Consider the following 25,041-nt stretch of genomic DNA (forward strand, 5'->3'; position numbering starts at 1 on the left):
AGGTTTTCCCATGAACAGCTTATTTGATCTCACCGGGAAAAAGGCTATTGTCACCGGCGGCACTAGAGGACTGGGCCACGGCATGGCGGAGGGCCTGATGGAGGCCGGCGCCGCTGTAGTCATCTTTGGTACCAGCAAAAAGGTGATCGAGGTGGCCGCCCAATTCGAAGCAAAGGGCTATTGGTGCAAAGGCATCGCCGTGGACCTGGCCGACGACCGGGCCAGGCAGGAGGCCTTTGACCAAGCCGTCGCTCTGCTGGGCGGCCTGGATATTCTGGTCAATGCCGCCGGCATACAGCGCCGCCACCCCAGCCCCGAATTTCCTCTTCAGGACTGGAAGGACGTACTCAATGTCAACCTGACCGCTCCCTTTGACCTGTGTCAAATGGCTGCCAAAGAATTTCTAAAAAAGGAACAGCCCTGCGGGAAGATTGTCAACATTGCCTCTATGCTCAGCTTCTTTGGCGGTATGACCGTCCCCGCCTATGCCGCCTCAAAAGGGGGAGTGGCCCAGATGACCAAAGCCCTGTGCAATGAGCTGGCCTCCAAGGGAATCCAGGTCAACGCCATCGCCCCCGGCTATATGGATACAGATATGAATGTGGCACTCACCGATGTCAGCAACCCCCGATACCGTGAGATCACCGACCGGATCCCCGCCCACCGCTGGGGCACCCCAGAGGATATGAAGGGGACAGTGGTATTTCTGGCCTCCCGGGCCTCTGACTACCTCAACGGGGCCGTCATTCCTGTGGACGGCGGCTACTTGGTTAAGTAAGGCGGTCCTGCTAGGCACCCGTAAGCTCTTAATATAGTATACGGAAGGCCCCCGCTCGAAATGGCAATCGAGCGGGGGCCTTCCACATGAAGAAAGGAATGGGAAACATCTTGTTCAGAAGGTCACTTCTGGAGCAGATGGACAGCAAAGCCACCAAACTCCTGCTTCAGATAGACAGCAATCATCTTTTCACCCTTATATTTGGCGGTGGATTCATCCAGTTGGAAGCCATGCTTCTCCAGCTCCACAGCGGCCCTGGCAATGCTGTTGGTCTTTACGGCAATATGACCGTTTTGGCCCAGGTACATACTCTTCATAACCTCAACAGCACTGCTGGCAAAGTTGGAGCTGTTGCCCGTCTTAATCTCAAAGCCAAAAGCGTCCTTCAGCCCCTGGCACACATCCATGGATGCCTCGTCACTAGCGGTATTGATGCCGATATGGGCCACCTCAAATCCCAGAACGGCTTGGCGGGCCTCCTGGCACAGGCGGGTGATCTTGTCAAACGCATGGGCAGCGATGTCGCCCTTGGAACACAGCCAGCTCCCACCCACAGCATGGATAAAGGGAGCGGCAATATACTCGCCCAGATTCTGCCCATTGACCCCACCGGTGGGGATAAACTTCATAGAGCCAAAGGGGCCGGACAGCGCCTTCATGGCGCTCAGGCCGCCGTAGACGTTGGCCGGGAAAAATTTGACCACTTTCAGGCCATGGGACATGGCGGCCATGATCTCCGTAGGGGTGACACAGCCGGGAGTGATGGCCACGCCGTTTTCCACACACCAGGCTACCACTTCGTCGCTATAGCCGGGGGAGACGATGAACTTGGCACCGCACTCCACGGCCTTTTCGCACTGCTCCAGAGTAATAACGGTGCCGGCGCCCACTACCATCTCGGGGCACTCCTTGGCTACGGCGGCGATGGAATCCGCGGCAGCGGCGGTGCGGAAGGTAATCTCCATCACATCCACGCCGCCAGCCAGCAGGGCCTTGGCAGTGGGAACCGCGTCCTCTGCCTTATCCAACACCACTACGGGCACGACGCCCGCGTTACCCAGTTTTTCAACAATATCCATAGAAATGTCCCCCTTATCTCTGGACACGGCCAGAGGTGTTGCCAGCGGCCAGAGACTCCACTTCACTGACAGACATCATATTGAAGTCGTGGTCGATGCTGTGCTTCAGGCAGGAGGCGGCCACGGCGAAGTTGATCGCTTTCTGGTCGTCATAACCGGACAGAAGGGCATAGATCAGGCCGCCGCCGAAGCTGTCGCCGCCGCCCACACGGTCCACGATATGAACCCGGTAGGTGGGAGAGAAGGAGGCCTTTCCGTCGCTGTACAGCATACCGGCCCAATCATTGTCAGAGGCGGAGATGCTGCCCCGGAGGGTGATAGCCACCTTCTTACAGCCAAAACGCTCGGTCAGCTGCTTGGCCACACTGATGTAGCCTTCGTGACTTAGCTTACCGGTATTCAGGTCGGTATCAGTGGCAGCGATACCAAACACATCCTTAGCGTCCTCCTCGTTGGCGATGCACACGTCCACATAGGGGACCAGTTCAGCCATGACCTTGCCGGCCTCCTCGCGGGTCCACAGCTTCTTACGGTAGTTCAGGTCACAGCTGATGGTCAGGCCCAACTTTTTGGCGGCCTTACAAGCCTCCAGGCAGATGGCGGGCAGCTCGCCGCCCAGAGCCGGGGTGATGCCGGTCCAATGGAACCAGTCAGCACCAGCAAAAATCTTTTCCCAGTCAAACTCAGAGGCCTTAGCCAGAGAAATGGCGGAGTTGGCCCGGTCATAGATCACCTTGGAGGCCCGCTGGGAGGCGCCCTTTTCGGCAAAGTAGATGCCCAAGCGGTCGCCGCCCCGGATCATCAGGCTGGTGTCCACACCGTAACGGCGCAGCTCGTTGACCGCAGCCTGACCAATCTCATGGGCCGGAACCTTGGAGACAAAGGCGGCGTCCATGCCATAGTTGCACAAGGACACGGCAACGTTGGCCTCACCGCCAGCATAGGTGGCCTCGAACTTGTCCGCCTGGACAAAACGGAGGTACCCCTCCGGATTCAGGCGCATCATAATCTCGCCAAAGGTGATAATTCTTTTCATTGTAGTTTCCTCCTCGTTGTGATGATATTTCATTGGCTCCGCGATATTCACGTTCTTCGCTTACTCACTTGACGCTTTTTGCGGCAGCTAATAGCTCACGGGCTGTTTCGGTAATTTTGTGAAACTCTCCGGCCTCGATCCATTTCTTGTTGGCCAGATTGCCGCCCACACCGGCGCCGCACATCCCCGCTGCCATATAGTCGGCTACGTTCTTTTCATTGATGCCGCCCACTGCCAGCAGCTTTACATGGCTGATGGGAGCCCGGATAGCCTTTACATAGGAGGTGCCTAGTTCGCCTGCCGGGAACAGCTTAACATAGTCAGCTCCAGCGTTATGCGCCGTCATGACTTCGCTGGGCGTCATAGCACCGGGCATAGACACCAGCCCCAACTCCCGTGTGCGGCGGATGACCTCCACGTTGACGTCAGGAGAGATGATGTACTTGGCGCCAGCCTTGGCAGCCAGCTCCACCAATTCCGGTGTGGTGACCGTACCGGCGCCTACCAGCATCCGTCCCTGGTATTTGGCTCCGATTTCGGCTATGGCGTTGGCCGTCACTGGGAAGGAGTCTGGATTCTTTTGATCGAAAGTGATCTCCATCAGCCGGATTCCACCTTCATACAGGGCGTCCGCCACCTTCATACACTTTTCCGCATCGATGCCGCGGACGATGGCGATGATCTTCTCCTCTTCTACCATCTGGATAACTTGTTCTCTCATAGCGGCCTCCATTTTTCATATTATGAAAATTTTTATCGTATTATGATATCCAAACACATTTATATCTCTTTTTTCCTCTCATGTCAATCCTCTCTTTTCATAAAATTTTTGTCTCTATTTTGTGTAAAAACTATTGCTGACCTATGACAAATTGTGTTATGCTGGAAAAAATAATTGTAAAGGGGGCGGATCACATGAATGGATCCTCTGGCTCGGTCCAGTCTGTGGCCCGTGTGTTAGATATCACGGAGGCGCTCTCCACTGCACCACAGGGGATGTCCCTGTCCGACCTGGCTGCCACCACTGGTCTGCACATCAGCACGACCCACCGGCTGCTGGGCGTGTTGGTTGAACGCGGCTATGCGTGCAAAGACCAGGAGAGCGGCAAATACCGGCTGACACTCCGCTTGTTTGAGGTAGGCAGCCGCGTTTCCACTGCGTTGAATCTGCTCACCGCCGCCAAGCCCATGCTGGACGAGCTGGCCGCCGACTGCCAGGAAGTGGTCCATTTGGTAGAGCGGGATAACAGCGACGTGATCTACATCTATAAGGCGGAGCCCGCCCGCCCTCTGGTTCGAATGGCCTCCTATGTCGGCTGCCGCAATCCCATGTACTGCACCGGAGTGGGCAAGAGCATACTGGCCTATCTCCCCGATGAGGAAGTCATCAAGGTATGGGACAGCTCCGAGATCCACACCTACACAGAAAAGACCATCACAGATCTGGACACACTCCGCTCCAGTCTAGAGCGGGTCCGTAGGTTGGGCTATGCCGTGGATGACGAGGAGCACGAGCCAGGTGTGCGCTGCGTAGCCGCCCCAATTTTCAACTGGTCTGACCACCCTGTAGCCGCAGTCAGTATCTCTGCTCCTGTTTTCCGAATGACCGATAAGTTTATGGAGCAGTTGCTGCCCAAACTGCTCCGGTTGACCCGCGATATCAGCCGTATGATGGGCTGTACAGCTCTATAAAGCGTTTTCCTGGGAGGAACTTTTCCTCCCAGGTTTTTTATTCTTTAGCAAATAAAGAATTTGTTAATATTCCAGCCCTTAATTTGTCTGGAATAGACAAATATCTAAAACTTTTTTATGCAAGCTTTTCAAAAATTAATTCACTACTTGACTTTTTTCTTTAAACAAGCTATTAATATTACATAAATGTTTCATAATAAAGAATTTATTTCCGCATTATGAAAATATATTTTTTTGTGGAGCGCTTCTGAAGTTTCTCGCCCATGAGGTAGACCGTGCGGGTCGTAGTCTCCGTTCTAGATAATCTCATATGGTATCCTGATTTTCGACGGTATGGTAATGGTCACCCTGGCCATCCAGTATCTGTGTTAATAGTCCCGCGGCGGCGTGGGATTGTTAAATACATACCAATGGTGATCAGATAAGGTCAAGGCAGGGATCTGCCTTGACAATTTCCCATGGGAAATTGTCAAGATCCTTTTATGCGTGGGGCTTTGGCCGACCTCTGACCCGTGTGGTAAATCACACATTTTTTATGGAGGTAGATTTATGAAAAAGGCACTTGCTCTCGCGCTCTCCCTGACCATGATGGTCTCCCTGTTTGCCGGCTGTGGCAGTAAAGACAGCGGCAGCACCAACGCGAACACAAACACCAATACTTCCTCTGGTTCCCAGCAGGAAGAACTTCCCTCTTACTCCTTCCAGTTGGGCTTCAACACTGTGGAAGACTCTGTCCGTGGCGAAATGGCCCACGTATTCGCCGACTATGTGAACGAGGCTTCTGGCGGTCGTATCACCGTTGAGATCTTCCCCAACTCCTCCCTGGGCAGCGAGCAGGAGATGGTGGAAATGGTAAAGACCGGCTCCATGGACTTCACCATTCCCGGCGTTACTGCCATGTCTAACGTAGACGGCAACTTCGGCGCTTATGGGCTGCCCTTCCTAGTGGACACCTATGACGAGGCCCATGCCCTGCTGGACGGCGACTTCGGCAACGCCTTAAAGGACATCGCCCAAAACAATGGCTACAAAATCGTAGCCTGGGGCGATTTGGGCACCGTTCAGATCACCAATAATGTCCGTCCCATCAACTCCGTGGAGGACATGAAGGGCATCAATATGCGCTGTACCAACGAAGAGGTTTCCCTGAAGACCATGGACGCTTTGGGCTGTGCCACCACCACGCTGGCCTTTTCTGAGTTGTACCTGGGTCTAAGCCAGGGCGTCGTCGATGGCCAGTTCAACCCTATTGACGCCATCTATCAGAACAGCTTCACAGAGGTTCAGGACTACCTGGCTATCGTGAATATGTACACTTATGGCATCGCTCTGGTGATGAGCAATGATAAGTTCGAGTCCTATGACGCCGAGACTCAGCAGATCCTGATGGACGGTGCCGCTAAGGCCCAGGAAGCCGCCCGCGCTTACTGCGCCAATGCTGAGGAAGAGTATCTGCAGAAGGTCAAGGACGAAGGCTGCTTCCTGGAGATCACCACCCCCGATGTCGAAGGCTTCAAGACCGCTACCGCTGGTGTTTACGACGACTATCTCGCCACCTGCGATCCTCGTATCGTTGAGGCTGTAAATGCAATCCGCTAAAGCTAACCGCAACTAACCCTGCATTTGTGTGCTTGTGTACAGGGGCGCTGCTCCAGCGCCCCTGTACACATGGTGAACAGAGGAGGTTCTATGAAAGTATTATCAGCGATAGAGAAGGCCGTTGACTTTCTCTGTAATATTATGACAGGGATCGCCGCGTTAATGATGGCGGCCCTGACTTTGGACGTGTTCCTAAACGTGATTTTCCGCACAATTGGGAAGCCCATTGTAGTTTCTGTGGAGTTGACCACGATTTTCTTCCCCTGGATCGTCTGTATGGCTATGATTGTCATCGCCCGGCGCCAGGAGAACACCGCCCTGGTTTTATTTTTCGATAAATTCAAGGGTATCGTCCGTCACATCGCCGTAATCTTTATTAACGGCACCATGTTTTTCTTTTCCGCGGTCATGGCTAAGTCTGCCTTTGACCTCTCCCTTTCTCTTGTGGATGAGTACCTTGCTCTTACTCACCTGAGCAAGGCCTTTACATATGGTTCCATGTTCATCGGCTTTGTAGGTGTATGCATCATGCTCGCCTTCAATCTGCTTAAGTATGTGATGATAGAGATTGTAAGGATCGACAAGGAGGGTGCTGCGAAATGACCTTGATCCTTATTATGGCGCTTATGTTTTTTGCGCTGATTTGCATTGGCGTACCCATCGCCTTTTCTATGGGAACCGCATCGATCTGGTACCTTCTGACCAACGGCACTAGCTTATCTGTCGCGGCCCAAAAATTCTTTACCCAGACACAATCCTTCTCCTTCTTGGCCGTCCCCTTTTTCGTGTTGGCCGGCACTCTGATGGTCGAGGCTGGTATCGCCAAAAAGCTGATCAACTTTGCCAGTGTTCTGGTCCGCCACCTGCCCGCCGGTCTGGGTTGTGTGTCCGTGGTCACCAGCATGATCCTGGCTGGCATCTCTGGCTCCTCTGTGGCGGACGCCTCCTCTGTAGGCGCCATCCTGATCCCTGAAATGAATGACCGCGGCTATCCACCTCCCTTTTCCGCAGCCATCAACGCCACCAGCTCTGTGGTTGGCATCATCATCCCTCCCAGCAGTACCATGATCGTCATCTCCGCTATTACCAACCTGTCCGTGGCTAAACTTTTTATGGCCGGCGCTATTCCAGGCATCATCATCGGTCTTGCGTTTCTCGCCATTACTGCCTATATGGGTATCAAAAACAATTATCCCCGTGAAGCACGGGCCAGTAAATCGGAGATCTGGGCTGCCACCAAAGATGCCCTGATCGCTATGGTTTTTCCTGTTTTCATGGTAGGCAGCGTAGTTACCGGTATTGCTACCGTCACCGAGTCCGCCTCCATCTGCGCCATCTACTCCTTGTTTGTGGGTATCTTCGTCTACAAGACTCTGAATCTGAAAAAGATCTACAAGGCGCTGGCGGATGCCGCTATTGGCACCACCGTGGTCATGATGGTGGTGTCCTGTGCCTCGATCATGCAGTTCATCCTCATCAGCCAGCAGGTGCCCACCAAGCTGTCCAACGCCCTTCTGGGGCTGGGACTGCCCAACTGGCTGCTGCTCATTATGATGGTGCTGCTGCTGGGCGTGGCCGGCATGGTCATGGACAATGTCCCAAATCTGTATATCTTCCTGCCCATTTATATTCCTATTGCTCAAAGTATGGGGATGGATCCCATTCAGATGGCCATTATCTGCCTGTGTGCATTGGCCCTGGGTCTGTTTACTCCTCCTGTGGGCACCACCCTGTTCATCTCCTGCAACATTGCCAAATGCTCTATTGAATCGGTCGTCAAAGATTTGATTCCTTTCTTTATCGCAGGTGTTTTGATTGTGGTTGCGGTGGCCTTTATCCCTCCGCTGACCATGTGGATCCCAAGCCTTATGGGCTAATTATGAGCTTACTGCCGGCCCTCCTTTTTGTTCAGGAGGGCCGGTGTGCCGAAAAGGAGTATTTGATCAACCATGGACCATTATCATGAATTAGCGCAGCAATTTCTGCGGGATATGGTGGCCTTCCCAACTGTCAACGGGAATGAGAAGCCCCTGGCCCAGTATATTGCGGGGGTGCTGGAGGGCTATGGCTTCCGTACCCAGCTCCAGGATATTGCGGAAAACCGCTCTAACGTCGTGGCTGTCTATGGAAGCTCTGATAACCGGATTATCTTTACCGGCCATTTGGACGTCGTTCCCCCTGGTGGAGACTGGCAGGTGTGCGATCCCTTTCATTTGACAGAGCAGAACGGTCGTTTGTATGGCCGGGGTTCCTGCGACATGAAGGGAGGCATTGCCGCTATGATGGCCAGTGCCATCCGGGCTGTGGAAATGGGCGAAGCCCGTGACTGCGAACTTCGGCTTGTCTTTGTTGTGGATGAAGAGGTGGACGGTTTGGGCACCCAGTATTATGTGTCCCATGAGCCTCCTGGCGGCCGGACAATCGCCATCATCGGCGAGCCTACCATGTTGGAGGCCTGTATTGCCCACCGGGGCGTGACCCGCTTCAAGGTGGCTATTAACGGCCGTCAGTGCCACTCCGGCTTGCCCTATGAGGGTATCAACGCCATCAATCAGATGGCCCGTTTCCTATTGGAGGTCGAGCGCTTTGACCTGGATCGCCAGTCCTTGGACTGCGGCATTCTCCCACCTCCAAACATAACCGCTACCATGCTCCACTCCGGAGTGAAAGAGAACGCTGTCCCCGGCACCAGTGAGGTCATCCTGGACTGTCGAACTGTCCCCGGTGAGACTGCGGACACTCTGCGCGCCAGTATTCTGGATATCCTCCACCGGCTGTTCGATGGCACTCAAGTGACCTACGAGGTCTGCGACTTCATCAATGTCACTCCCAGCAGCACCCAGCCTGACGGTCAGGTATGTACTGTACTGAAAAACGCTTTTCAGGAGGCGTTTGGCCGGGAGGCGGCGGTCACCTATTTCAAGGGCTGCTGTGATATGTCCTATTTCTGCAAGGCGGGCTATACGGAAACGCTCCTGTGCGGCCCTGGCTCTATGGACCAGGCTCACATTGTGGATGAGTATATCGAGATTGACCAGTTGCATAAGGCTGTTGACCTGTATTCCGCGGTCATCCGCCAGGCACAGAAAGGATCTTGTCTATGAAAAAGTATCGTTTGGTATGTTCTGTATGCGGCAAACCCTTTGAGCGGGACACTGAGCCCTATGTCTGCGAAAGCTGCGGGGGGCTCCTGGAGCCGGAGTTCGATCTGGCCGCCAATGCCAGCCACTATCGAGAGGTCATCCGGGGCGGCTGTGTTTCCGGCGTGTGGGATTACCGCGATCTGTTACCTGTAGAGGGCGTGGAGGCGCCTGTCACCCTGAGCGAGGGCAATACTCCCCTGCTCACCGCCAGTAACCTGGGCCCAATCGTCGGGGTGGAGCAGCTCTTTCTAAAGAATGAGACATTGAATCCCTCCGGGACCTATAAGGACCGGTTTGCCACCGTTGCGTTGAGCATCGAGAAGGCCAGGAACACCCCTGCCGTGGCGCTGGGGTCGGCTGGCAACGCCGCAAATGCCATGGCCGCGTACTCTGCCAAGGCCGGTATGCCCTGCTTCGTCATCCTGCCCCCCGGAGCGGTAGCTGAACGTGGCTGGCAGGTACGGGGTTACGGGGCCAATCTGATCCGCATGGAGCATACAATAGATGACTGTATCAGCATGGCCAAGCAGGGCGAGGCGCTTTTTGGCTGGAAATCCCTGACCACCAACATGCTGACCAATCCTCTGCCCTCTGACGGCTACAAAACTGTGGGCTATGAGATCGGCAAGCAGCTGAACTTTCAGATGCCCGACTGGATTGTCGTCCCTGTGGGGGGCGGTGCCCTGATGAACAAAATCTATAAGGGCTGTAAGGATATGCTGGAGCTGGGCCTTATCGACAAAATACCCCGCTTCGTAGGGGCCCAGGCTTCTGGCTGCGCCCCGCTGGTTGACGCATACCAAAAGGGGCTGAAAAACCCCGAAATCTGGCCCGGTGTCCCCCAGACTGTCGCCTTCGCTATCGCCGATGTATGTGTATACGATGGTATCACTTCCATGGATGTTCTGACCAAGAGCGGCGGATGCGCCGAGGAGGCCACTGACGAGGAGATCCTGGAGGCCATGCACCTGATTGCCAGTAAGGAGGCCGTGGTAGCCGAGCCTGCCAGCGCCTGCTCTGTGGCCTGCGCCAAAAAGCTGGTAGCTAAGGGCGTTATCCAGCCCACCGACTCTGTTCTGTGTGTTCTCTCCGGCAACGGTATGCGGGATCTGAAGCTGATGGAGCAGGGTCAGAAGGAAGTCCCCTTTGTCAAGTACCGCGATGTAGAGGCAGTGAAAGCGGCTGTCAATGACTACCTGAACGACTCCAAGGACTGATGGGAGGAGCCAGTCATGGAACAGACCATCAAGGGACTGGCCAAGGAAGATGAGCTGGTCAGCCTGCTCTGCGACCTGGTCAGCATCGAAAGTGTCAATCCCCTGTTTGAAAAGGGGGGCACTGGTGAGAAAAATATGGTAGAATATATCTGCCGCTATTTTGACCAGTACCAGATCCCCTATATCCTTCAGGAGGCGCTGCCTGGCCGATTCAATGTGCTGGCCCATCTGAAGGGTACCGGCAAGGGCGCCCTCTGCTTTGAAGCGCATACCGACACGGTCACAGTGGACGAGATGGAGATCGAACCCTTCAAGCCTGTGATTCAGAACGGCCGTTTGTATGGCCGGGGCAGTGTGGACGACAAGGGCAGCGTGGCCGCTATGATGTACGCCATGCGTCTGCTCAAAGAGCATAAGATCGAGACCTACTCCGACATCTACTTTGCTGCCGCCGCAGAGGAAGAGTTTAGCTACAAGGGAGTGCTTCGCCTTTTGGAAGATGGTATCCCCTTTGATGCCGCCGTGGTTGGGGAAGGCACAAGCGTCCACGTCTGTCGCGCTTGTAAGGGGAACGTCCGCTTCAAGATCGTATCCAGGGGTCTTGCTGGACATAGCTCTCGCCCCTGGGAGGGACGGAACGCTATCGTGGCCATGGCCAATGTAATCTGTGAGCTGGAGAAAAAGCTGTTTCCCCTTTATGAACAGAAGAAGCATCCCCTGCTGGGGCCTCCCACCTTTAATATCTCCCTAATTCATGGCGGCAAGCTAATCAATATTGTCCCGGATTACTGTGAGATACAAATTGACCGTCGGGTCTTGCCGGGCGAGACCTACCAATCCGTCCGTCAGGAGGTATTGGGCTGCCTGGAGTCGCTGCTATCCTCCCACCCCGAGTACGAGGTGGAAATCCAAGAACCTTTTGTCACTGACTTTGCCATGGAGGTAGAGGAGGACTCCCCCATTGTCCGGACCGCCATAGCCGCCTGTGATGCGATCATGGGAGAGCACACCATCGAAGGAGGCTATTTCAGCTGCGACGCCAGCAAATTTACCCGCATCGGTATTCCCGCCATCGTTATGGGCCCTGGCAGTATCCTGCAGGCCCATACCAATGACGAATACATTGAGATCTCTGACCTGGCCAAGGCGGCCGAGGTGTTCACACAGATCTGTGTGGATTTTAGACCTTGATCTCATCATATTTTGAAAGGAGTAATCTTGTCATGGATGTTTATGAGCGTTTAAAGGAACTGGGCATTGAACTGCCTCCTGCCCCCCCTCCGGGCGGCCTCTACTCCCCCATCAAGCTGTTTGGCTCTAACCTGGTCTATACCTCCGGTGTCGGCCCCACTGATCCCACTGGCGGCGCCGTATACAGCGGGAAGGTGGGCACTGATCTCACCTTAGAGGAGGGGCAGGCAGCTGCCAGACTGGCCACAATCAACCTGTTGTCCGTCTTGCACAATCATCTGGGCGACCTGAACCGTATTAAACAGATTGTCAAGCAGCTGGGCTTTGTGGCCTGCCCCCCGGATTTCCATATGCAGCCCGCCGTTATGAACGGATCTACCCAGCTCCTGATGGATGTATTTGGCGACCCTGCTGGTCGGCCCGCACGCTCTGCTATCGCAACCAACGTACTGCCTGGCAATATCCCCGTAGAGATTGAGCTGCTCATCGAGCTGAAAGACTAAACTCTGCCCATAAAGGCAAACACAAGGCCCGCCCGGCTTTTGACCGGGCGGGCCTCTTTTACGCTGGGCACTGCCGCCCAGTGTGATCGATGGTGTAGTCCCCCTCCAGAATGATTTGGGAGATCGGGACAAAGGTGTAGCCGTCCTGTATCAGGGTTTCCAGGATACCAGGCAGGGCCTCCGGGGTATGAAGGGCCGCGTTGTGGAACAGCACGATGGAGCCCGGCTGTACCTTGCTAACCACCCGCTGCGTGATATCGGCGGCTGACAAGTCCTTCCAGTCCAGGCTGTCCACATCCCACTGGATAGGCTCCATACCGATTGACCGGACGGCGTTGATGGAGTTGTCATCATAGTCCCCATAGGGCAATCGTACCAAGGTGGGCCGGACTCCGGTGACCGCCTCAATTTTATCGTTGCAGGCATTCAAATCTGCCACCACTTGATTGGCGGACAACTGCGGATAGTGAGCATGGGTATTGGAGTGGTTCATCACTTCATGTCCAGCATCAGCCAAAGCTTTTACCGACTCAGGGTATTTATCCACCCACTCCCCCACTACAAAAAAAGTGGCCTTCACCTTATATTTCTCCAAAATATCAATCAGCTGTTGGGTGTCCTCGTTGCCCCAGGCCGCGTCGAAGCTGATGGACACCAGCTTCTGGTCCCTCTGAACACAGTATATAGGCAACTGCCGCGTAGTCGCCGCGGTCCCAACGGCCGCCGGATAATTGACCACATAGAACATTACCGCCGCTAGACAGAGGCAGACCATTCCGATCCCCCACCTCTTTGGAACAAAAAATATCTTTGGTCTACACTTTTTCTCCTTCATATCATCATCTCCCACATCAGTCTGATCCCTTCATCTATATGCGCCCCACTGTCGAAACATACTTCTCCTATTTTCCTTAGCAACGAAAATGGCTCGTCCTATTTTTGCAATTTTTTCAAAAATAATCTGCATTCCATATTGCTTTTTTCTGTGTGACAAGGTATAATGCCATCATATCCTGCGTACAAGTGTTTTTACAGGGCAGACAATCTGTAAAACGCTTGATTCCGGAATGAAAAGGAGTAGTGAACATGAAAAGAATCCTTGCCAGCGCCCTGTCCGCCGCCCTTCTGCTGACCATGCTGGCCGGCTGTGGCGGAAACAACAATTCCTCCAACAACGGTTCTTCCAACACTGGGACTTCTTCCGCCTCCAACACCAGCTCCGGTGACAAGGTGGTTAAGATTGGTGTGTTTGAGCCCCAGTCCGGCGACAACGGCGCCGGCGGAAAGCAGGAAATCCTGGGAATGCAGTACGCCCACTCCCTGACTCCCACTGTGGAGATCGGCGGCGAGACCTATACTGTAGAGTTGGTCTATGCCGATAACCAGTCCGCTAACGACAAGGCGCCCTCCGCCGCCCAGACTCTGGTTTCCGCCGGCTGCTCGGTGGTGCTGGGCTCCTATGGCTCCGGTGTGTCCATCGCCGCTTCCGACACCTTTGGGGACGCGGGTGTGCCCGCCATCGGCGTGACCTGCACCAACCCCCAGATCACCATTGGCAACGACCACTACTTCCGCATCTGCTTCATCGATCCCTTCCAGGGCACAGTCCTGGCTAACTTCGCCAAGGACCAGTTTTCCGCCACCAAGGCTTACTGCCTGGCCAAGCAGGGGGACGACTACTCCGTGGGTCTGTGCAACTACTTCATGAAGGCCTTTGGTGAGGAAAATTGTGTGTATGAGGTTTTCCCCGAGGGTACCTCTGACTACAGCTCCTATGTGACCAGCGCCAAGAACTCTGGCGCCGATGTATTCTTCGCCCCTGTTTCCATTGAGGCGGCGGCGCTGATTCTGGATCAGGCCGCTACCCAGGACCTGGGGATGCCCATGCTGGCCGGCGACACCTGGGATTCCAACGTAATCACCGAGGCCGCCAAGGGCAAAAGCAATATCGATCTCTACGTCACCACCTTCTATCAGGAGGGCGGCAACGCGGAGTTTGACGCAGCTTTTAAGGAGTGGATCAACTCCGACTCCACCAACCTGACCAATAACAACGGCAACGACATGATCGCCGCCGTTTCCGTCATGGGCTACGACGCCTACTATGTAGCTCTGGAGGCCCTGAAGGCCGCTGGCTCCACCAATCCCGCCGATGTGATGACGGCGCTGTGGGATGTGACCTATGACGGCATCACCGGACACATCGCTTTCGACGATGAAAACGGCGACGCGGTGCGGGATCTGGCCTATGTGAAGCACTGCAATACAGAAACCGGCGCCTGGGATCTGGTGGGCGAGCAGGGCGTGTAAGTCAACGCTCGACTTATCCTTTCAGATCGTACACCGCGCCCGGCGGGACAGTAAAACCCCGCCGGGCGCGGTTTCACAAGGCTTTGGGTCGCTGCGGAAAGGTCGTGAGATCTCTTGCCTCTTTCTCGGCGGCCTGAGGGATCATTTTGATACGGAGAGGGAGGAATCCCATGGAACAATTCACAACGGTTATACTGCCCTATATTTTGTCTGGCATCTCCGTAGGCGGCCAGTACGCATTAATCGCCATCGGCTATACCATGGTGTATGGTATCCTGCGCCTGATTAACTTCGCCCACGGCGACGTGTTTATGGTGGCGGGTCTGATGATGGTCTATCTCTCGGCGGCCCTGCCCTTATATCTGGCGGTGCCGGTGGTAGCGCTGCTGACGGTGGCTCTAGGCTTTGTCATCGAGAAAATCGCCTACAAGCCTCTGCGCTCCGCTCCCCGCATGAGCGTGATGATCTCCGCCATCGGGGTCAGCTATCTGCTGCAGAACCTGGCCCTATATGTCACCGGTGGTCTGAATAAAACCTATCCCACCATCCCCTGGATCTCCGACCAGGTGGATCTGTTCGGGGCTACCACCAAGCGGGTCACTCTGATCACTCCGGTGCTGACTATCATACTGGTCATCCTGCTGGTACAGCTGATCAACCACACCAAGGTTGGAATGGCTATGCGGGCGGTAGCCAAGGACTTTGAAACCAGCCAGTTGATGGGGATTAAAATTAACAATGTCATCTCCGTCACCTTTATCATCGGCTCCTTTTTAGCGGCAGTCGGGTCCATGCTCTATTTCTCCAACTATCCCGGTGTGGTACCTACCTCTGGAGCCATGCCCGGCCTGAAAGCCTTTGTAGCCGCGGTGTTCGGCGGGATCGGCTCTATCCCAGGGGCGGTGATCGGCGCATTCATCATCGGCGTGTTTGAGTCTCTGATCAAGGGGCTGGATACCATTCTGACCACCTTTCACATCATCCAGTCCCCTCTGGAGCTGTCCACCTTCTCCGACGCCTTTACCTTCGTGCTGCTGATCGTGATCCTGGTCTTCAAGCCGACAGGCCTGTTTGGCGAGAAGGCCACGGACAAGGTTTAACGGGAGGGAGTGGGTTAAATGATACAGCAAAAAAATAACAGGCAAACCCTGATCTCCCTGGCGCTGGTGGCATTGATGCTGGCGGTAGTGCTGGTTCTGGACCAGGTGATCCAGCCCACTGACTACATGTCAATGCTCCTCAAGGTGCTGCAAAAGGCTTCGGTCTATGCCCTGGCGGCTGTGTCCCTAAACCTGTTGACCGGCTTTACGGGCCTGTTTTCCCTGGGACACGCGGGCTTTATGCTCATCGGGACCTATATTTACGCCATCTTTACCATCTCCTCTGACAGCCGGGACGCGGTGTACCAGTACTATGACGCGGCGGTTCGCTTCTCCATCCCGGAGGCGTTGAGCGGCGCTCTGGGCCCCTTCGGCACCGTTCTGGGGGTAATCGTGGCCGTCCTGCTGGCCGGCCTGGGGGCCGCCCTGGTGGCCTGGCTGATCGGTCTGCCGGTGCTGCGTCTGAAAAGCGATTACCTGGCCATCGCCACTCTGGGCTTTGCGGAGGTCATCCGCGCGGTCTTTCAGTGGGGAAAGCTGGGGCCGGTGACCAATGGCTCCAACCCTCTAAAGAGCTTTATACGGATTGCGGACTTTAAGATCCAGGCGGGCGACATGACCATCAGCCTGTCCACCTTCATCCCTGTCCTGATGTCCACAGTGTGTATCGGGATCATCGTCCTGCTTATCAACTCCTCCTACGGGCGGGCCTTTAAAGCCATCCGGGAAAATGAGATCGCGGCGGAGGCTATGGGCATCAACCTGGCCCGCCACAAGATGCTCTCCTTCTGTATCTCCTCCTTCTTCGCCGGCGTGGCCGGAGCGGGGATGGCCATGGTGCTGGGCATCGCCCAGGCTAATAACTTCAAGTCCGCCATGACCTATGAAATCCTGCTCATGGTGGTGCTGGGCGGCATCGGCTCCATCTCCGGCTCGGTCATTGGGGCCACCCTATTCATCGCTGCCTCCGAGTGGTGGCTGCGCGGCTTAGACAACGGCGCTTTCCTGGGCATCGAGGCCCCAGGCATCTTCCGCAACGGCTTCCGGCTGGTGGTGTTCTCCGTCATCATTATGGTGGTGGTCCTCTTCTTCCGGAAAGGCATCATGGGGGACAAGGAACTGCCAGATCTGTTTAAGCGCCGGAAGAAAGCCAAGGGGGTGGCGAAATGAGTGAGAGTATCCTCAATTTAGAGCACGTCACCATGCAGTTTGGAGGCGTGGTAGCGGTCAATGACCTGTCCCTGGAGGTAAACAAGGGAGAAATCGTGGCGCTGATCGGCCCCAATGGCGCGGGCAAGACCACGGCCTTCAACTGCATCACCGGGGTCTACGAGCCCACCAACGGAAGGGTCTCTTTTCTGGGGCAGCCTATGGTGGAGAATTTCCCCCAGGGCAAGATGAAAAAGACCTACCAGGGGGAGAACCAGGGGATGTTCACCCACAAACTGGCCCCCACCCCAGATCAGATCACCCATATGGGGATGGCCCGGACATTTCAAAACATCCGGCTATTTTCCTCTCTTTCTGTGCTGGACAACGTGTTGATCGCCAAGCATATGCGGGCCAAGCACAACGTGTTTTCCTCCACCTTCCGTCTGAGCAGGCAGGAGGAGGCACGGATGCGGCGGGAGGCCATAGCTCTGCTGGAGGAGCAGAATCTGGATCACCTTCAGGACGAGGTGGCTGGCTCCCTGCCCTATGGACTACAACGGCGGCTAGAGATCGCCCGGGCCTTGGCCACCGAACCCAAGCTCCTGCTTCTGGATGAGCCGGCCGCGGGCATGAATCCTCAGGAGACCCACGAACTGACAGACTTTATCCGGCAAATCCACACAAGGTATGATTTAACCGTATTGCTGATCGAGCATCACATGGATCTGGTCATGCGGATCTCCGACCGCATCTATGTCCTGGACTTCGGCAAGCTGATCGCCCAGGGCACACCGGAGGAGATCCAAAACAATCCTCGGGTGATTGAGGCATATTTGGGGGTGGCGGACGATGCTGAAAATTGACGAATTGCAGGTAAACTATGGCGGCATCGAGGCCGTGAAGGGAATCACCTTTCAAGTGCCAGAGCGAGAGATCGTCACACTGATCGGCGCGAACGGGGCCGGGAAATCCACCACCCTTCGGGCTATCGCCGGACTGGTAAAGCCAGCGGCGGGCCGCATCCATCTCCAGGGGGACGATATCACCGCCCTCTCTCCCGACCGGATCGTGTCCAAAGGCATCACCTTAGTCCCAGAGGGGCGCCATGTATTCCCCGATTTGACGGTACTGGAAAATCTGAAAATCGGCGCCTATCTGCGCCATGACGACCTGGAGGACGACATCAAGTGGGTCTATGACCTGTTCCCCCGGTTGAAGGAGCGTTCCTGGCAGGCGGCGGGCACTCTGTCCGGCGGCGAGCAGCAGATGCTGGCCGTAGGCCGTGCCCTCATGTCCCGGCCTAAGATCATGATGATGGATGAGCCCTCCCTGGGTCTGGCTCCTCTGGTGGTCAAGGGGATCTTTGAGATCATCAAGGAGATCAACAAGCAGGGCGTCACTATCCTTCTCATCGAGCAGAACGCCAACATGGCGCTGCACATCGCGGATACCGCCTATGTTTTGGAGACTGGCCGCTTGACTATCTCCGGCTCCGGCAGGGAGTTGTTGAGCAATGAGGCTGTGAAGAAAGCCTATCTGGGATAATTACATGAATCAGAGGGCCGCTGTCAAACAGGCAGCGGCCCTCTTCCCTTATCCCGTATGTTCCTCTTTTTCTGTGGGCACCTCCGCCGCCAGCGACATAATGGACACCTCGAAGGCCACCCGCTCCTCGGAGCGGTCTCCGCTGACCTTGGTATAGGTTCGGCTCTGAAGTCGTCCAGTCAGCCGAAGCTGGTCCCCCACCTCCATGCCTCCGCACCGGTGGGCTAAACTGCCCCAGGCGATGCAGGGCAGATAGTCCGCTCTTCCGTACCGGCGATTGACCGCCAGGATCATATCACAGATGGTCCGCCCCAGGGGGGTGGCCCGCAGGCTCGGTGTTTTACATAGGGTGCCGGAGAGCTCCAGCCGGTTTTCATCCTCTCCCGGCTCCTGCCGCAGCTCTCTGGCAAAGGCACTGATGACCAGCCTACTGCCTACCCCAGTTCGGTTGTTGAAGGTCCGTACTTCCCCCAACACCGTCAGCTCGCTCTCCCGCTCCAGCGGTCCGCAGCACTCCAGCAGCTCCAACGGAGCCACCACGTTCACCTGATCCTCCGCGCCTGACAGGCGCCGGACCACCAGTGGGAAGGTATAGAACTCCACGCCGTGGTTGAGATGGGAATAGACTGGGGCCTCCCCTACCGCGCCATGGAGGCGGATATGGTTGACGTCGGCGGAGCACTTTCTCATGGACCATCACTCTCCTGAATCGTTTGTTCCTCTGATGTATATGAAGTCCAAACGCCAGGTATGTCCCAAGCCGTTCCCCAGGGGGCGACAAAAAGGGCGTGTCCACCCCCACGGACACGCCCCTATTTTTCTATCGACGGCCGAACCCGCCGCCTCGGCCTCCGCCAAAGCCTCCACCGCGGCCACCAGAAAATCCTCCGCCCCGGGAGCCACCGAAGCCACCTCCACGGAAAGAGCCGGAGGAGAAGCCGCCGCCGCGGGAACCACCGGAGAAGCCGCCGCCTCTCGGTCCACTGGAAAAACCGCTCCCTCTGGAGCCGCCGCCCGGACCCGAAAAGCCGCTGAAGCCTCCACCGCCGGGCCCTCTAGGCCCCCTTGGCGGAGGAGGAGGGGGCGGCTGACGCCACCGCCGGCGGTACCAGCCGTAAGAGGGGCCGTGCCAGAACAGAATAGGCCGGAACACATAGGGCGGATTGATCACTCCGTAATATCGCTGACGATAAGCGGTATAGCGCGCGCTGTCAATCAAGGTGGCCGCCACCAGCGCGATGGCCAGAAGAATGACCAGCATCATTACCAGCCCCCCGGTCCTCTGGGTGCCGCCATAGTGATTGGCGTTGTCCAGATAGCCCAGGCCGTAGTTGTCCACATAAAATTGGTTGACATCGGCAAAGAGGTTGAGCACCCCTTCTCCGTACTCTCCCGCCGCCACATACTCATAGAGGGACTGGTCCATATAGTTGGTGACCTGCTGGTCTGTCATGGGATAGTCCGGCCCCACGGCCAAATAGCCATTGGTATTTTTCACATCGATGACCAGGATGCCGTCGCTGCTGGCCAGCTCGATTTCCTCCCCCAAGGAATAGGCGTAATCGCCAATATCGCCGGACACCCCGTCCACCACCGCCAGCGCGATGAGGCTGTCATATCGCTGGACCCAGTTGGCATTATACAGGCAGATGTCCCGCTCCTGGCTATCGGAGAGCACGCCGGCCTGGTCCCAGATATAATCCGCAAACTGGGCGGTGGACAGGCTGGTATCCAGCCCCACCTCTCCCGGCTCCGGGACTGCAGCGCTCTCCTTGTTCAGGCCGATGACCACCGCCGCCCCGATCATTGCGGCTGTGCACAACCAGGCTACCCAGGTCTTTTGAAAAAATTTCATATAGGAACCCCTTGTCATTTATGTAGGGGCGCATTCGAGATCCGCCCCACAGAAACTGCGCGATCCTTCGGCGCCTCCGCTCTTTGTGCCGTCAGGACCTCTTAGCCCCTTAGCTCAAGAAGCTTCTGCTTTAGCTCCCCTTCGATCCTGCCCAGCTCCGCCTCCGCCTCTTTCCGCTTCTGGCTGCCCTCGGTCTGAATCCTCATCACCTCATCCAAGGTAGAGATAAGCTGCTGGTTGGTATGCTGCAGTGTTTCGATGGAAACCACAGACCGCTCCGCCTCCTTGGCGGTTTCTATGGTGCCCATCTTCAGCAGATCGGCGTTTTTCTGGAGCAGTTGATTGGTCATGTCGGTGACAGCTGTCTGGGCAGCCGTGGCCTGTCGCCCGTGTTCCAAGCCCAGAGCCAGCACCATCTGGCTCTTCCACAGGGGGATGGTATTGACCAGAGAGGACTGGATCTTCTCTAGCATCAACGTGTCGTTGTTCTGGAGCAGTCTAGTCTGGGGTCCCATCTGTATGGAGATCATCCGTGTCAGCTCCAGGTCATGAAGCTTCTTTTCAAAGCGGGAACACAGGTTAGCCAGGTCGTTGTAGGCCTGGGCATCCTCCTGGGCGCCGCTCTCCTCCGCCTTTTTCTTCAAATCGGCCAGGTCGTGGGTCCGAAGATACTCCAGCCGCTTCTTGCCGGCAATGATATACATGGTCAGCTCTTTGTAATATTTGGTGTTCAGCTCATACATCTGGTCAAACATGGCGATGTCCTTCATCAGGACCACCTGGTGATTCTCCAGCACCTTGACGATCTTGTTCACGTTGGTCTCCGCCTTGGAGTAGCTGGCCTTCATGGCCTCCAGCTCATTCTTCCGCTTCTGGAAGAATCCGGCAATGCCCTTTTTCTCCGGCTCGCCAAAGGTCTTAAGCTCCACCACCAGGGAGGACAGCGCCTCGCCCACCTCGCCCAGGTCCTTGGTCTTTACATTGTTCAGGGCGCTCTCGGAAAAGGCGGCGATGTTCTTCTGGGCCGCGGCCCCGTACTGGAGGACCAGGTTGGAATCGGTGACGTCGATCTTCTGGGAGAACTCATCCACCATCTTCCGCTCCGCCTCGGTGAGCATGGACTCATCCAGCTTGACGGCGTTGGCGTCCCGTTGAGCCTGGAGGGCCGCCTGCTCCTCCTGTTGAGCGGCAGTACCGGGGGCGGGGGCAGGGTCCAAGGTCAGTTCCGGGGCGGCGGGCGGCTGGGCAGCGGCCGCCCCGCTGGGGTCCAGGGTCAGCTTGGGTGTCAGGTTCAGTTCGTCACTCATATTGGGTTCCTCCTAAAATGAAAGTAGTCATACCTCAATCGTTCCTGGGGCTCTTATCATAGGCCAGCCAGCGCCGCCAATGGAAGGCGCAACTCAAGCTCTGGAGCAGAAGCAGGGCTACATACCACCAGAACATGTTTCCGCTGAGTCTATCAGGAAAAAACAGCAGAAGCCCGATCTGCAAGGCCGGGATCACAGACCAGAGTACAGCGTTAACCAGACATTCGCGCTTGCTTATAAATTCGCGGTAATTGGCCATGCTGCTCTCCTTTCATTTGCCGCCCGTTTTGTCCTCCTTGAAGGTGAAATAACGGTACCAGTGAAACCCGACGAAAACCACCCCAGCCAGTGTGATGATCAGATTGAGCCAGAAGTAGGGGGCGCCGGGGACCAGCATCCGGTTCTGCAGCCCGCCCCCCAGCCACAAAACCCACAGAAAGGTCCAAATCAGGGCCCGGTTCATCCTGGACTGCTTGGTATCCGCGCTCATATTCTCCTCCTCACAGCTCCAGCTTGGGACCGTCCTCCTTGGATGAGCCCCCCATAGTCATTCCCCCCAGCCCCTCCTGGGCCAGCAGGTTCTCCATCACAGTGATATCGGTGGAGATGTCCAGGGCCTCCTCACCGAACAGGGCGTCCAGCTGCTTGTCAAAGGCCTGGGTAATGGTGTCCATCATGCGCTCCACCTTGGCTTTGGTGGTGCTGATATTGTCCCCAGCGATGCCGGTGGAGTCCATCCGATCATAAGCGTTCAGGATCTTCAGTGTCGTGGGCAGGTAGTAGTCCATAAATCGGCGGATCTGGGACAGTTTTTTGGGCTGCGACACCACCTGGTCGATGATCTTTCCGGTGACATCCTCCAAATGGTCGATCTGAGCGGATATCTTTTCGTCCACAATGGCGTCGTTAAGGCGGCGCATCTCTGACAGCGCCCTGTCCCTCTCCCGGATGAGCGCGTCAATAGCCGGGTCGCCGGTGGTCTTCTCCTTTTTAGGCTCCTCCTTGGGCCTGTCCTCTTTCTCACCGGCCAGCTCAAAAGCCTTGTCGGGAAAGACGGCCTTCCCAGCGATAAAGGCGACCAGAGAGAGGACCGCGCAGATCCCATAGGAAGCCGCCGACTTCAGCGGAAACAGCAGGGCATAGCCCAGCCAGACCACGCCCACCAGATAAATGGGCAGTACCGAGGGTTTGATATGCTTGGCCATAATTTCCTCCATCGCCCCGGCGGGGCAGCAAAACTCGGATATAGATAGTCTTATTGTACAACCGGGAGTGGAGCAGTGTCAAGGCGAAGGGCACTTTCTCCCAAAATCGCCCTCCTTTTTTGCCCTATCTCATTGACTTCTCCCCCAAGATTGAGTATGATTTTAAAGAATTGATTTGATAAAAAGGAGAACCTCCTATGCTTACCCTGGAACAGTTTAAAAACGCCCGGAGCACACTCCAGGGTGTTCTTCGGCCCACCCCTCTGATTTACTCCCCCTACTTGTCCAAAACCTGCGGCAACTACGTCTATCTCAAGCCGGAAAATATGCAGGTCACCGGGGCCTACAAGCTTCGGGGGGCCTATTTTAAGATCAGCACTCTGACGGATGAGGAGAAGGCCCGTGGTCTTGTCACCGCCTCCGCCGGCAACCATGCTCAGGGCGTGGCCTACGCCGCCCAGGCGGCCGGCGTGGCCGCCACTATCGTCATGCCCACCACTACTCCTCTGGTAAAGGTAAACAACACCAAGGACTACGGCGCCCAGGTCATCCTCCATGGCGAGGTATTTGACGACGCAGCCGAGCTGGCCGCCCGGATGGCAGAGGAGCAGGGATTAACCTATGTCCATCCCTTCAACGATCTGACACTGGCCACTGGTCAGGGCACCATCGCCTATGAGATCTTCCAGGACCTGCCCGACGTGGACGTGATCCTGGTCCCCATCGGCGGCGGAGGGCTGGCCGCCGGCGTGGCCACGCTAGCCAAGCTGCTCAACCCCCAGGTTGAGGTCGTGGGGGTTGAGCCCACTGGGGCCGCCTCCATGAAGGCCAGTCTGGAGGCTGGTCACATCGTCACCCTCCCCTCCGCTACCACCATTGCGGACGGCGTGGCCGTCAAAACTCCGGGGGACAAGGTGTTCCCCTATATCCAGCAAAATGTGGACCGCATCCTCACCATCGACGACGGCGAGCTGGTGGAGGCCTTTTTGGATGTGATGGAGCGGCACAAGATGGTGGTGGAGAACGCGGGGCTGCTCACCGTCGCCGCTCTGCGCCACCTGGACTGCAAGGAGAAAAATGTAGTGTCCGTCCTGTCCGGGGGCAACATGGATGTCATCACCATGGCCTCTCTAGTCCAGCACGGGCTCATCTGCCGGGGCCGTATCTTCACCTTTGCCGTCCAGCTTCCCGACCGCCCCGGCGAGCTGATGCGGGTGGCCGGTGTACTGTCCCAAAACAACGGCAATATCATTAAGCTGGAGCACAACCAGTTCGTCAACATCAACCGCCAGTCCGGTGTGGAGCTGCGTGTCACCCTGGAGGCCTTCGGGCACGACCACAAGGCCCAGATCCTGGATGCTCTGCGGCAGGCCGGCTATCAGGTGTCTGAGGTGGATACCGGCGACTTCTATACCTGAGTCTTCTCTGCCGCCCGCCGGAGGCGGGCCTCCGGCGGGCGGCTATCTGAAAAGCGGCGGGCCAGCGGGCTGAACCGGACGGTTTTGGCCGTGGGATCGGCCTGGAGCGATCCGCCTCCCCCGGGGCACCCGGGAGAGCCATAGGCCTCCCTTCTCCGCCCTGTATCCTATGCGCCCGGGCCACAAACTGCCCCATCGCGCCAGCCGCTCCTATCCCGTCTCTCCGTCGAAGTTTGAAAGTGAGGTCATCAACCATGGTAAAGATCGCTCCCTCTATTCTGTCCGCCGATTTTGTCAATCTGGAGCGGGACATCAAAAAAGTGTCGTCCGCGGACTATCTCCATGTGGATGTGATGGACGGCTGCTTTGTCCCCAACCTTACCATTGGCATCCCGGTAGTAAAGTCCATCCGCCAGTGTACAGACATGTTTTTGGACGTCCATCTGATGATCGACAAGCCGGTGCGGTACATCGAGGACTTCGCCAAGGCCGGAGCCGACCTGTTGTCCGTCCATTTGGAGGCCGACCACCCCACCCAAATCGCCCAGGCCCTGAAGGTCATGGGCGAATGTGGGGTAAAAAAGGCGGTGGCCCTGCGGCCCATCACCTCTGCCAACGCCATCCTGCCCTATATTGAAGAGTTGGATATGGTGCTGGTCATGACTGTGGAGCCCGGCTTCGGCGGCCAGTCCTTTATGGAGTCCCAGTTGGAGACCATCCGCCAGGTCCGGGCCATCATCGAGAAGTATCATCCCACCTGTGAGTTAGAGGTGGACGGCGGCATTGCCCCCAAGACCGCTCCTCTGGTAGTGGAGGCGGGCGCCAACGTACTGGTAGCCGGCTCCGCCGTCTACGGCAAGGAGGATATCCCCGCCGCCATCGCCGCCCTGCGGGTATGAGAGGAGCCCTTT

At 56.4% G+C, this 25,041-nt stretch carries 26 protein-coding genes; 16 read left to right on the top strand and 10 right to left on the bottom strand.

Going from position 1 to position 25,041, the window contains the following annotated elements; all coding sequences use genetic code 11:
* Positions 1-10: 10 nt before the first annotated feature.
* Positions 11-778 (top strand): SDR family NAD(P)-dependent oxidoreductase, encoded by a 768-nt coding sequence (locus WKS99_RS12415; RefSeq protein ID WP_186851787.1) that lies wholly within the window; start codon positions 11-13, stop codon positions 776-778.
* A gap of 122 nt (positions 779-900) precedes the next feature.
* Here the strand turns inward: WKS99_RS12415 and WKS99_RS12420 are convergent, their stop codons facing one another.
* From WKS99_RS12420 to WKS99_RS12430, 3 genes are all read right to left on the bottom strand, one after another.
* Positions 901-1,857: a bifunctional 4-hydroxy-2-oxoglutarate aldolase/2-dehydro-3-deoxy-phosphogluconate aldolase gene (locus WKS99_RS12420; RefSeq protein ID WP_240288526.1), complete on the bottom strand. Its 957-nt coding sequence runs from the start codon at positions 1,855-1,857 to the stop codon at positions 901-903.
* 13 nt (positions 1,858-1,870) lie between these two features.
* A complete protein-coding gene (locus tag WKS99_RS12425) occupies positions 1,871-2,893 on the bottom strand; it encodes a sugar kinase (protein WP_147573085.1) in 1,023 nt (340 codons plus the stop codon).
* A 64-nt stretch (positions 2,894-2,957) separates the two neighbouring features.
* Positions 2,958-3,614: a bifunctional 4-hydroxy-2-oxoglutarate aldolase/2-dehydro-3-deoxy-phosphogluconate aldolase gene (locus WKS99_RS12430; RefSeq protein WP_147573083.1), complete on the bottom strand. Its 657-nt coding sequence runs from the start codon at positions 3,612-3,614 to the stop codon at positions 2,958-2,960.
* Between the two features lie 194 nt (positions 3,615-3,808).
* Here WKS99_RS12430 and WKS99_RS12435 point away from each other — a divergent pair, with 194 nt between their 5' ends.
* From WKS99_RS12435 to WKS99_RS12470, 8 genes are all read left to right on the top strand, one after another.
* Positions 3,809-4,585, top strand: coding sequence for an IclR family transcriptional regulator (locus WKS99_RS12435; RefSeq protein ID WP_186851785.1), 777 nt, complete (start codon positions 3,809-3,811; stop codon positions 4,583-4,585).
* 549 nt (positions 4,586-5,134) lie between these two features.
* On the top strand, positions 5,135-6,184 hold the full coding sequence (locus WKS99_RS12440; RefSeq protein WP_186851784.1) for a TRAP transporter substrate-binding protein: 1,050 nt from the start codon (positions 5,135-5,137) through the stop codon (positions 6,182-6,184).
* 90 nt (positions 6,185-6,274) lie between these two features.
* The gene (locus WKS99_RS12445) at positions 6,275-6,787 is read left to right on the top strand and encodes a TRAP transporter small permease (protein ID WP_186851783.1); all 513 of its coding nucleotides are present in this window, start codon (positions 6,275-6,277) and stop codon (positions 6,785-6,787) included.
* Positions 6,784-8,061, top strand: coding sequence for a TRAP transporter large permease (locus WKS99_RS12450; RefSeq protein ID WP_207721872.1), 1,278 nt, complete (start codon positions 6,784-6,786; stop codon positions 8,059-8,061). The genes WKS99_RS12445 and WKS99_RS12450 overlap by 4 nt, the downstream gene beginning before the upstream one ends.
* 72 nt (positions 8,062-8,133) lie before the next feature.
* Complete coding sequence (locus tag WKS99_RS12455; protein WP_340406300.1) at positions 8,134-9,288, top strand: M20 family metallopeptidase; 1,155 nt, start codon at positions 8,134-8,136, stop codon at positions 9,286-9,288.
* Complete coding sequence (thrC, locus tag WKS99_RS12460) at positions 9,285-10,544, top strand: threonine synthase (RefSeq protein WP_240288528.1); 1,260 nt, start codon at positions 9,285-9,287, stop codon at positions 10,542-10,544. Before WKS99_RS12455 ends, thrC begins: the two co-directional genes overlap by 4 nt.
* A gap of 15 nt (positions 10,545-10,559) precedes the next feature.
* The gene (locus WKS99_RS12465; RefSeq protein ID WP_186851780.1) at positions 10,560-11,735 is read left to right on the top strand and encodes a M20 family metallopeptidase; all 1,176 of its coding nucleotides are present in this window, start codon (positions 10,560-10,562) and stop codon (positions 11,733-11,735) included.
* Between the two features lie 32 nt (positions 11,736-11,767).
* A complete protein-coding gene (locus tag WKS99_RS12470) occupies positions 11,768-12,238 on the top strand; it encodes a RidA family protein (RefSeq protein WP_186851779.1) in 471 nt (156 codons plus the stop codon).
* A 58-nt stretch (positions 12,239-12,296) separates the two neighbouring features.
* Here the strand turns inward: WKS99_RS12470 and WKS99_RS12475 are convergent, their stop codons facing one another.
* The gene (locus tag WKS99_RS12475) at positions 12,297-13,013 is read right to left on the bottom strand and encodes a polysaccharide deacetylase family protein (protein ID WP_340406303.1); all 717 of its coding nucleotides are present in this window, start codon (positions 13,011-13,013) and stop codon (positions 12,297-12,299) included.
* Positions 13,014-13,324: 311 nt separating this feature from the next.
* On the opposite strand from WKS99_RS12475, the gene WKS99_RS12480 reads away from it, so the two are divergent.
* The 5 genes from WKS99_RS12480 (at position 13,325) to WKS99_RS12500 (ending at position 18,345) form a co-directional block, all read left to right on the top strand.
* A complete protein-coding gene (locus tag WKS99_RS12480; RefSeq protein WP_147573077.1) occupies positions 13,325-14,548 on the top strand; it encodes an ABC transporter substrate-binding protein in 1,224 nt (407 codons plus the stop codon).
* A 170-nt stretch (positions 14,549-14,718) separates the two neighbouring features.
* Positions 14,719-15,648 (top strand): branched-chain amino acid ABC transporter permease, encoded by a 930-nt coding sequence (locus WKS99_RS12485; protein ID WP_147573075.1) that lies wholly within the window; start codon positions 14,719-14,721, stop codon positions 15,646-15,648.
* A gap of 18 nt (positions 15,649-15,666) precedes the next feature.
* Complete coding sequence (locus WKS99_RS12490; protein ID WP_240288532.1) at positions 15,667-16,818, top strand: branched-chain amino acid ABC transporter permease; 1,152 nt, start codon at positions 15,667-15,669, stop codon at positions 16,816-16,818.
* Positions 16,815-17,663: an ABC transporter ATP-binding protein gene (locus WKS99_RS12495; protein ID WP_240288534.1), complete on the top strand. Its 849-nt coding sequence runs from the start codon at positions 16,815-16,817 to the stop codon at positions 17,661-17,663. The genes WKS99_RS12490 and WKS99_RS12495 overlap by 4 nt, the downstream gene beginning before the upstream one ends.
* The gene (locus WKS99_RS12500) at positions 17,650-18,345 is read left to right on the top strand and encodes an ABC transporter ATP-binding protein (RefSeq protein WP_147573069.1); all 696 of its coding nucleotides are present in this window, start codon (positions 17,650-17,652) and stop codon (positions 18,343-18,345) included. The genes WKS99_RS12495 and WKS99_RS12500 overlap by 14 nt, the downstream gene beginning before the upstream one ends.
* 48 nt (positions 18,346-18,393) lie before the next feature.
* Here WKS99_RS12500 and WKS99_RS12505 read toward each other — a convergent pair whose 3' ends face one another.
* The 6 genes from WKS99_RS12505 to WKS99_RS12530 all read right to left on the bottom strand — a co-directional run bounded on the left by WKS99_RS12505 (position 18,394) and on the right by WKS99_RS12530 (position 22,712).
* Positions 18,394-19,035, bottom strand: coding sequence for a single-stranded DNA-binding protein (locus WKS99_RS12505; RefSeq protein WP_147573067.1), 642 nt, complete (start codon positions 19,033-19,035; stop codon positions 18,394-18,396).
* A 130-nt stretch (positions 19,036-19,165) separates the two neighbouring features.
* Entirely contained in the window at positions 19,166-20,200 is a 1,035-nt protein-coding gene (locus WKS99_RS12510; RefSeq protein ID WP_240288536.1) for a TPM domain-containing protein, read from the bottom strand.
* A 101-nt stretch (positions 20,201-20,301) separates the two neighbouring features.
* The gene (locus WKS99_RS12515; RefSeq protein ID WP_147573063.1) at positions 20,302-21,507 is read right to left on the bottom strand and encodes a toxic anion resistance protein; all 1,206 of its coding nucleotides are present in this window, start codon (positions 21,505-21,507) and stop codon (positions 20,302-20,304) included.
* Between the two features lie 34 nt (positions 21,508-21,541).
* Positions 21,542-21,766 carry a hypothetical protein gene (locus WKS99_RS12520; RefSeq protein WP_186851774.1) on the bottom strand — a complete coding sequence of 75 codons (225 nt, stop codon included), beginning with the start codon at positions 21,764-21,766 and terminating at the stop codon, positions 21,542-21,544.
* A 12-nt stretch (positions 21,767-21,778) separates the two neighbouring features.
* Positions 21,779-21,997 (bottom strand): hypothetical protein, encoded by a 219-nt coding sequence (locus tag WKS99_RS12525; RefSeq protein WP_147573060.1) that lies wholly within the window; start codon positions 21,995-21,997, stop codon positions 21,779-21,781.
* 10 nt (positions 21,998-22,007) lie between these two features.
* Entirely contained in the window at positions 22,008-22,712 is a 705-nt protein-coding gene (locus WKS99_RS12530; protein ID WP_262669115.1) for a 5-bromo-4-chloroindolyl phosphate hydrolysis family protein, read from the bottom strand.
* Positions 22,713-22,909: 197 nt separating this feature from the next.
* Between WKS99_RS12530 and ilvA the strand changes: the two genes are divergently transcribed.
* Both ilvA and rpe read left to right on the top strand, forming a co-directional pair.
* Positions 22,910-24,130, top strand: coding sequence for a threonine ammonia-lyase (gene ilvA, locus WKS99_RS12535; RefSeq protein ID WP_147573057.1), 1,221 nt, complete (start codon positions 22,910-22,912; stop codon positions 24,128-24,130).
* Positions 24,131-24,384: 254 nt separating this feature from the next.
* Complete coding sequence (gene rpe, locus WKS99_RS12540) at positions 24,385-25,029, top strand: ribulose-phosphate 3-epimerase (RefSeq protein WP_186851772.1); 645 nt, start codon at positions 24,385-24,387, stop codon at positions 25,027-25,029.
* Positions 25,030-25,041: the final 12 nt, after the last annotated feature.

The organism is Flintibacter sp. HCN-6482 (assembly GCF_037892565.1).
GTDB lineage: Bacteria > Bacillota > Clostridia > Oscillospirales > Oscillospiraceae > Lawsonibacter > Lawsonibacter aceti.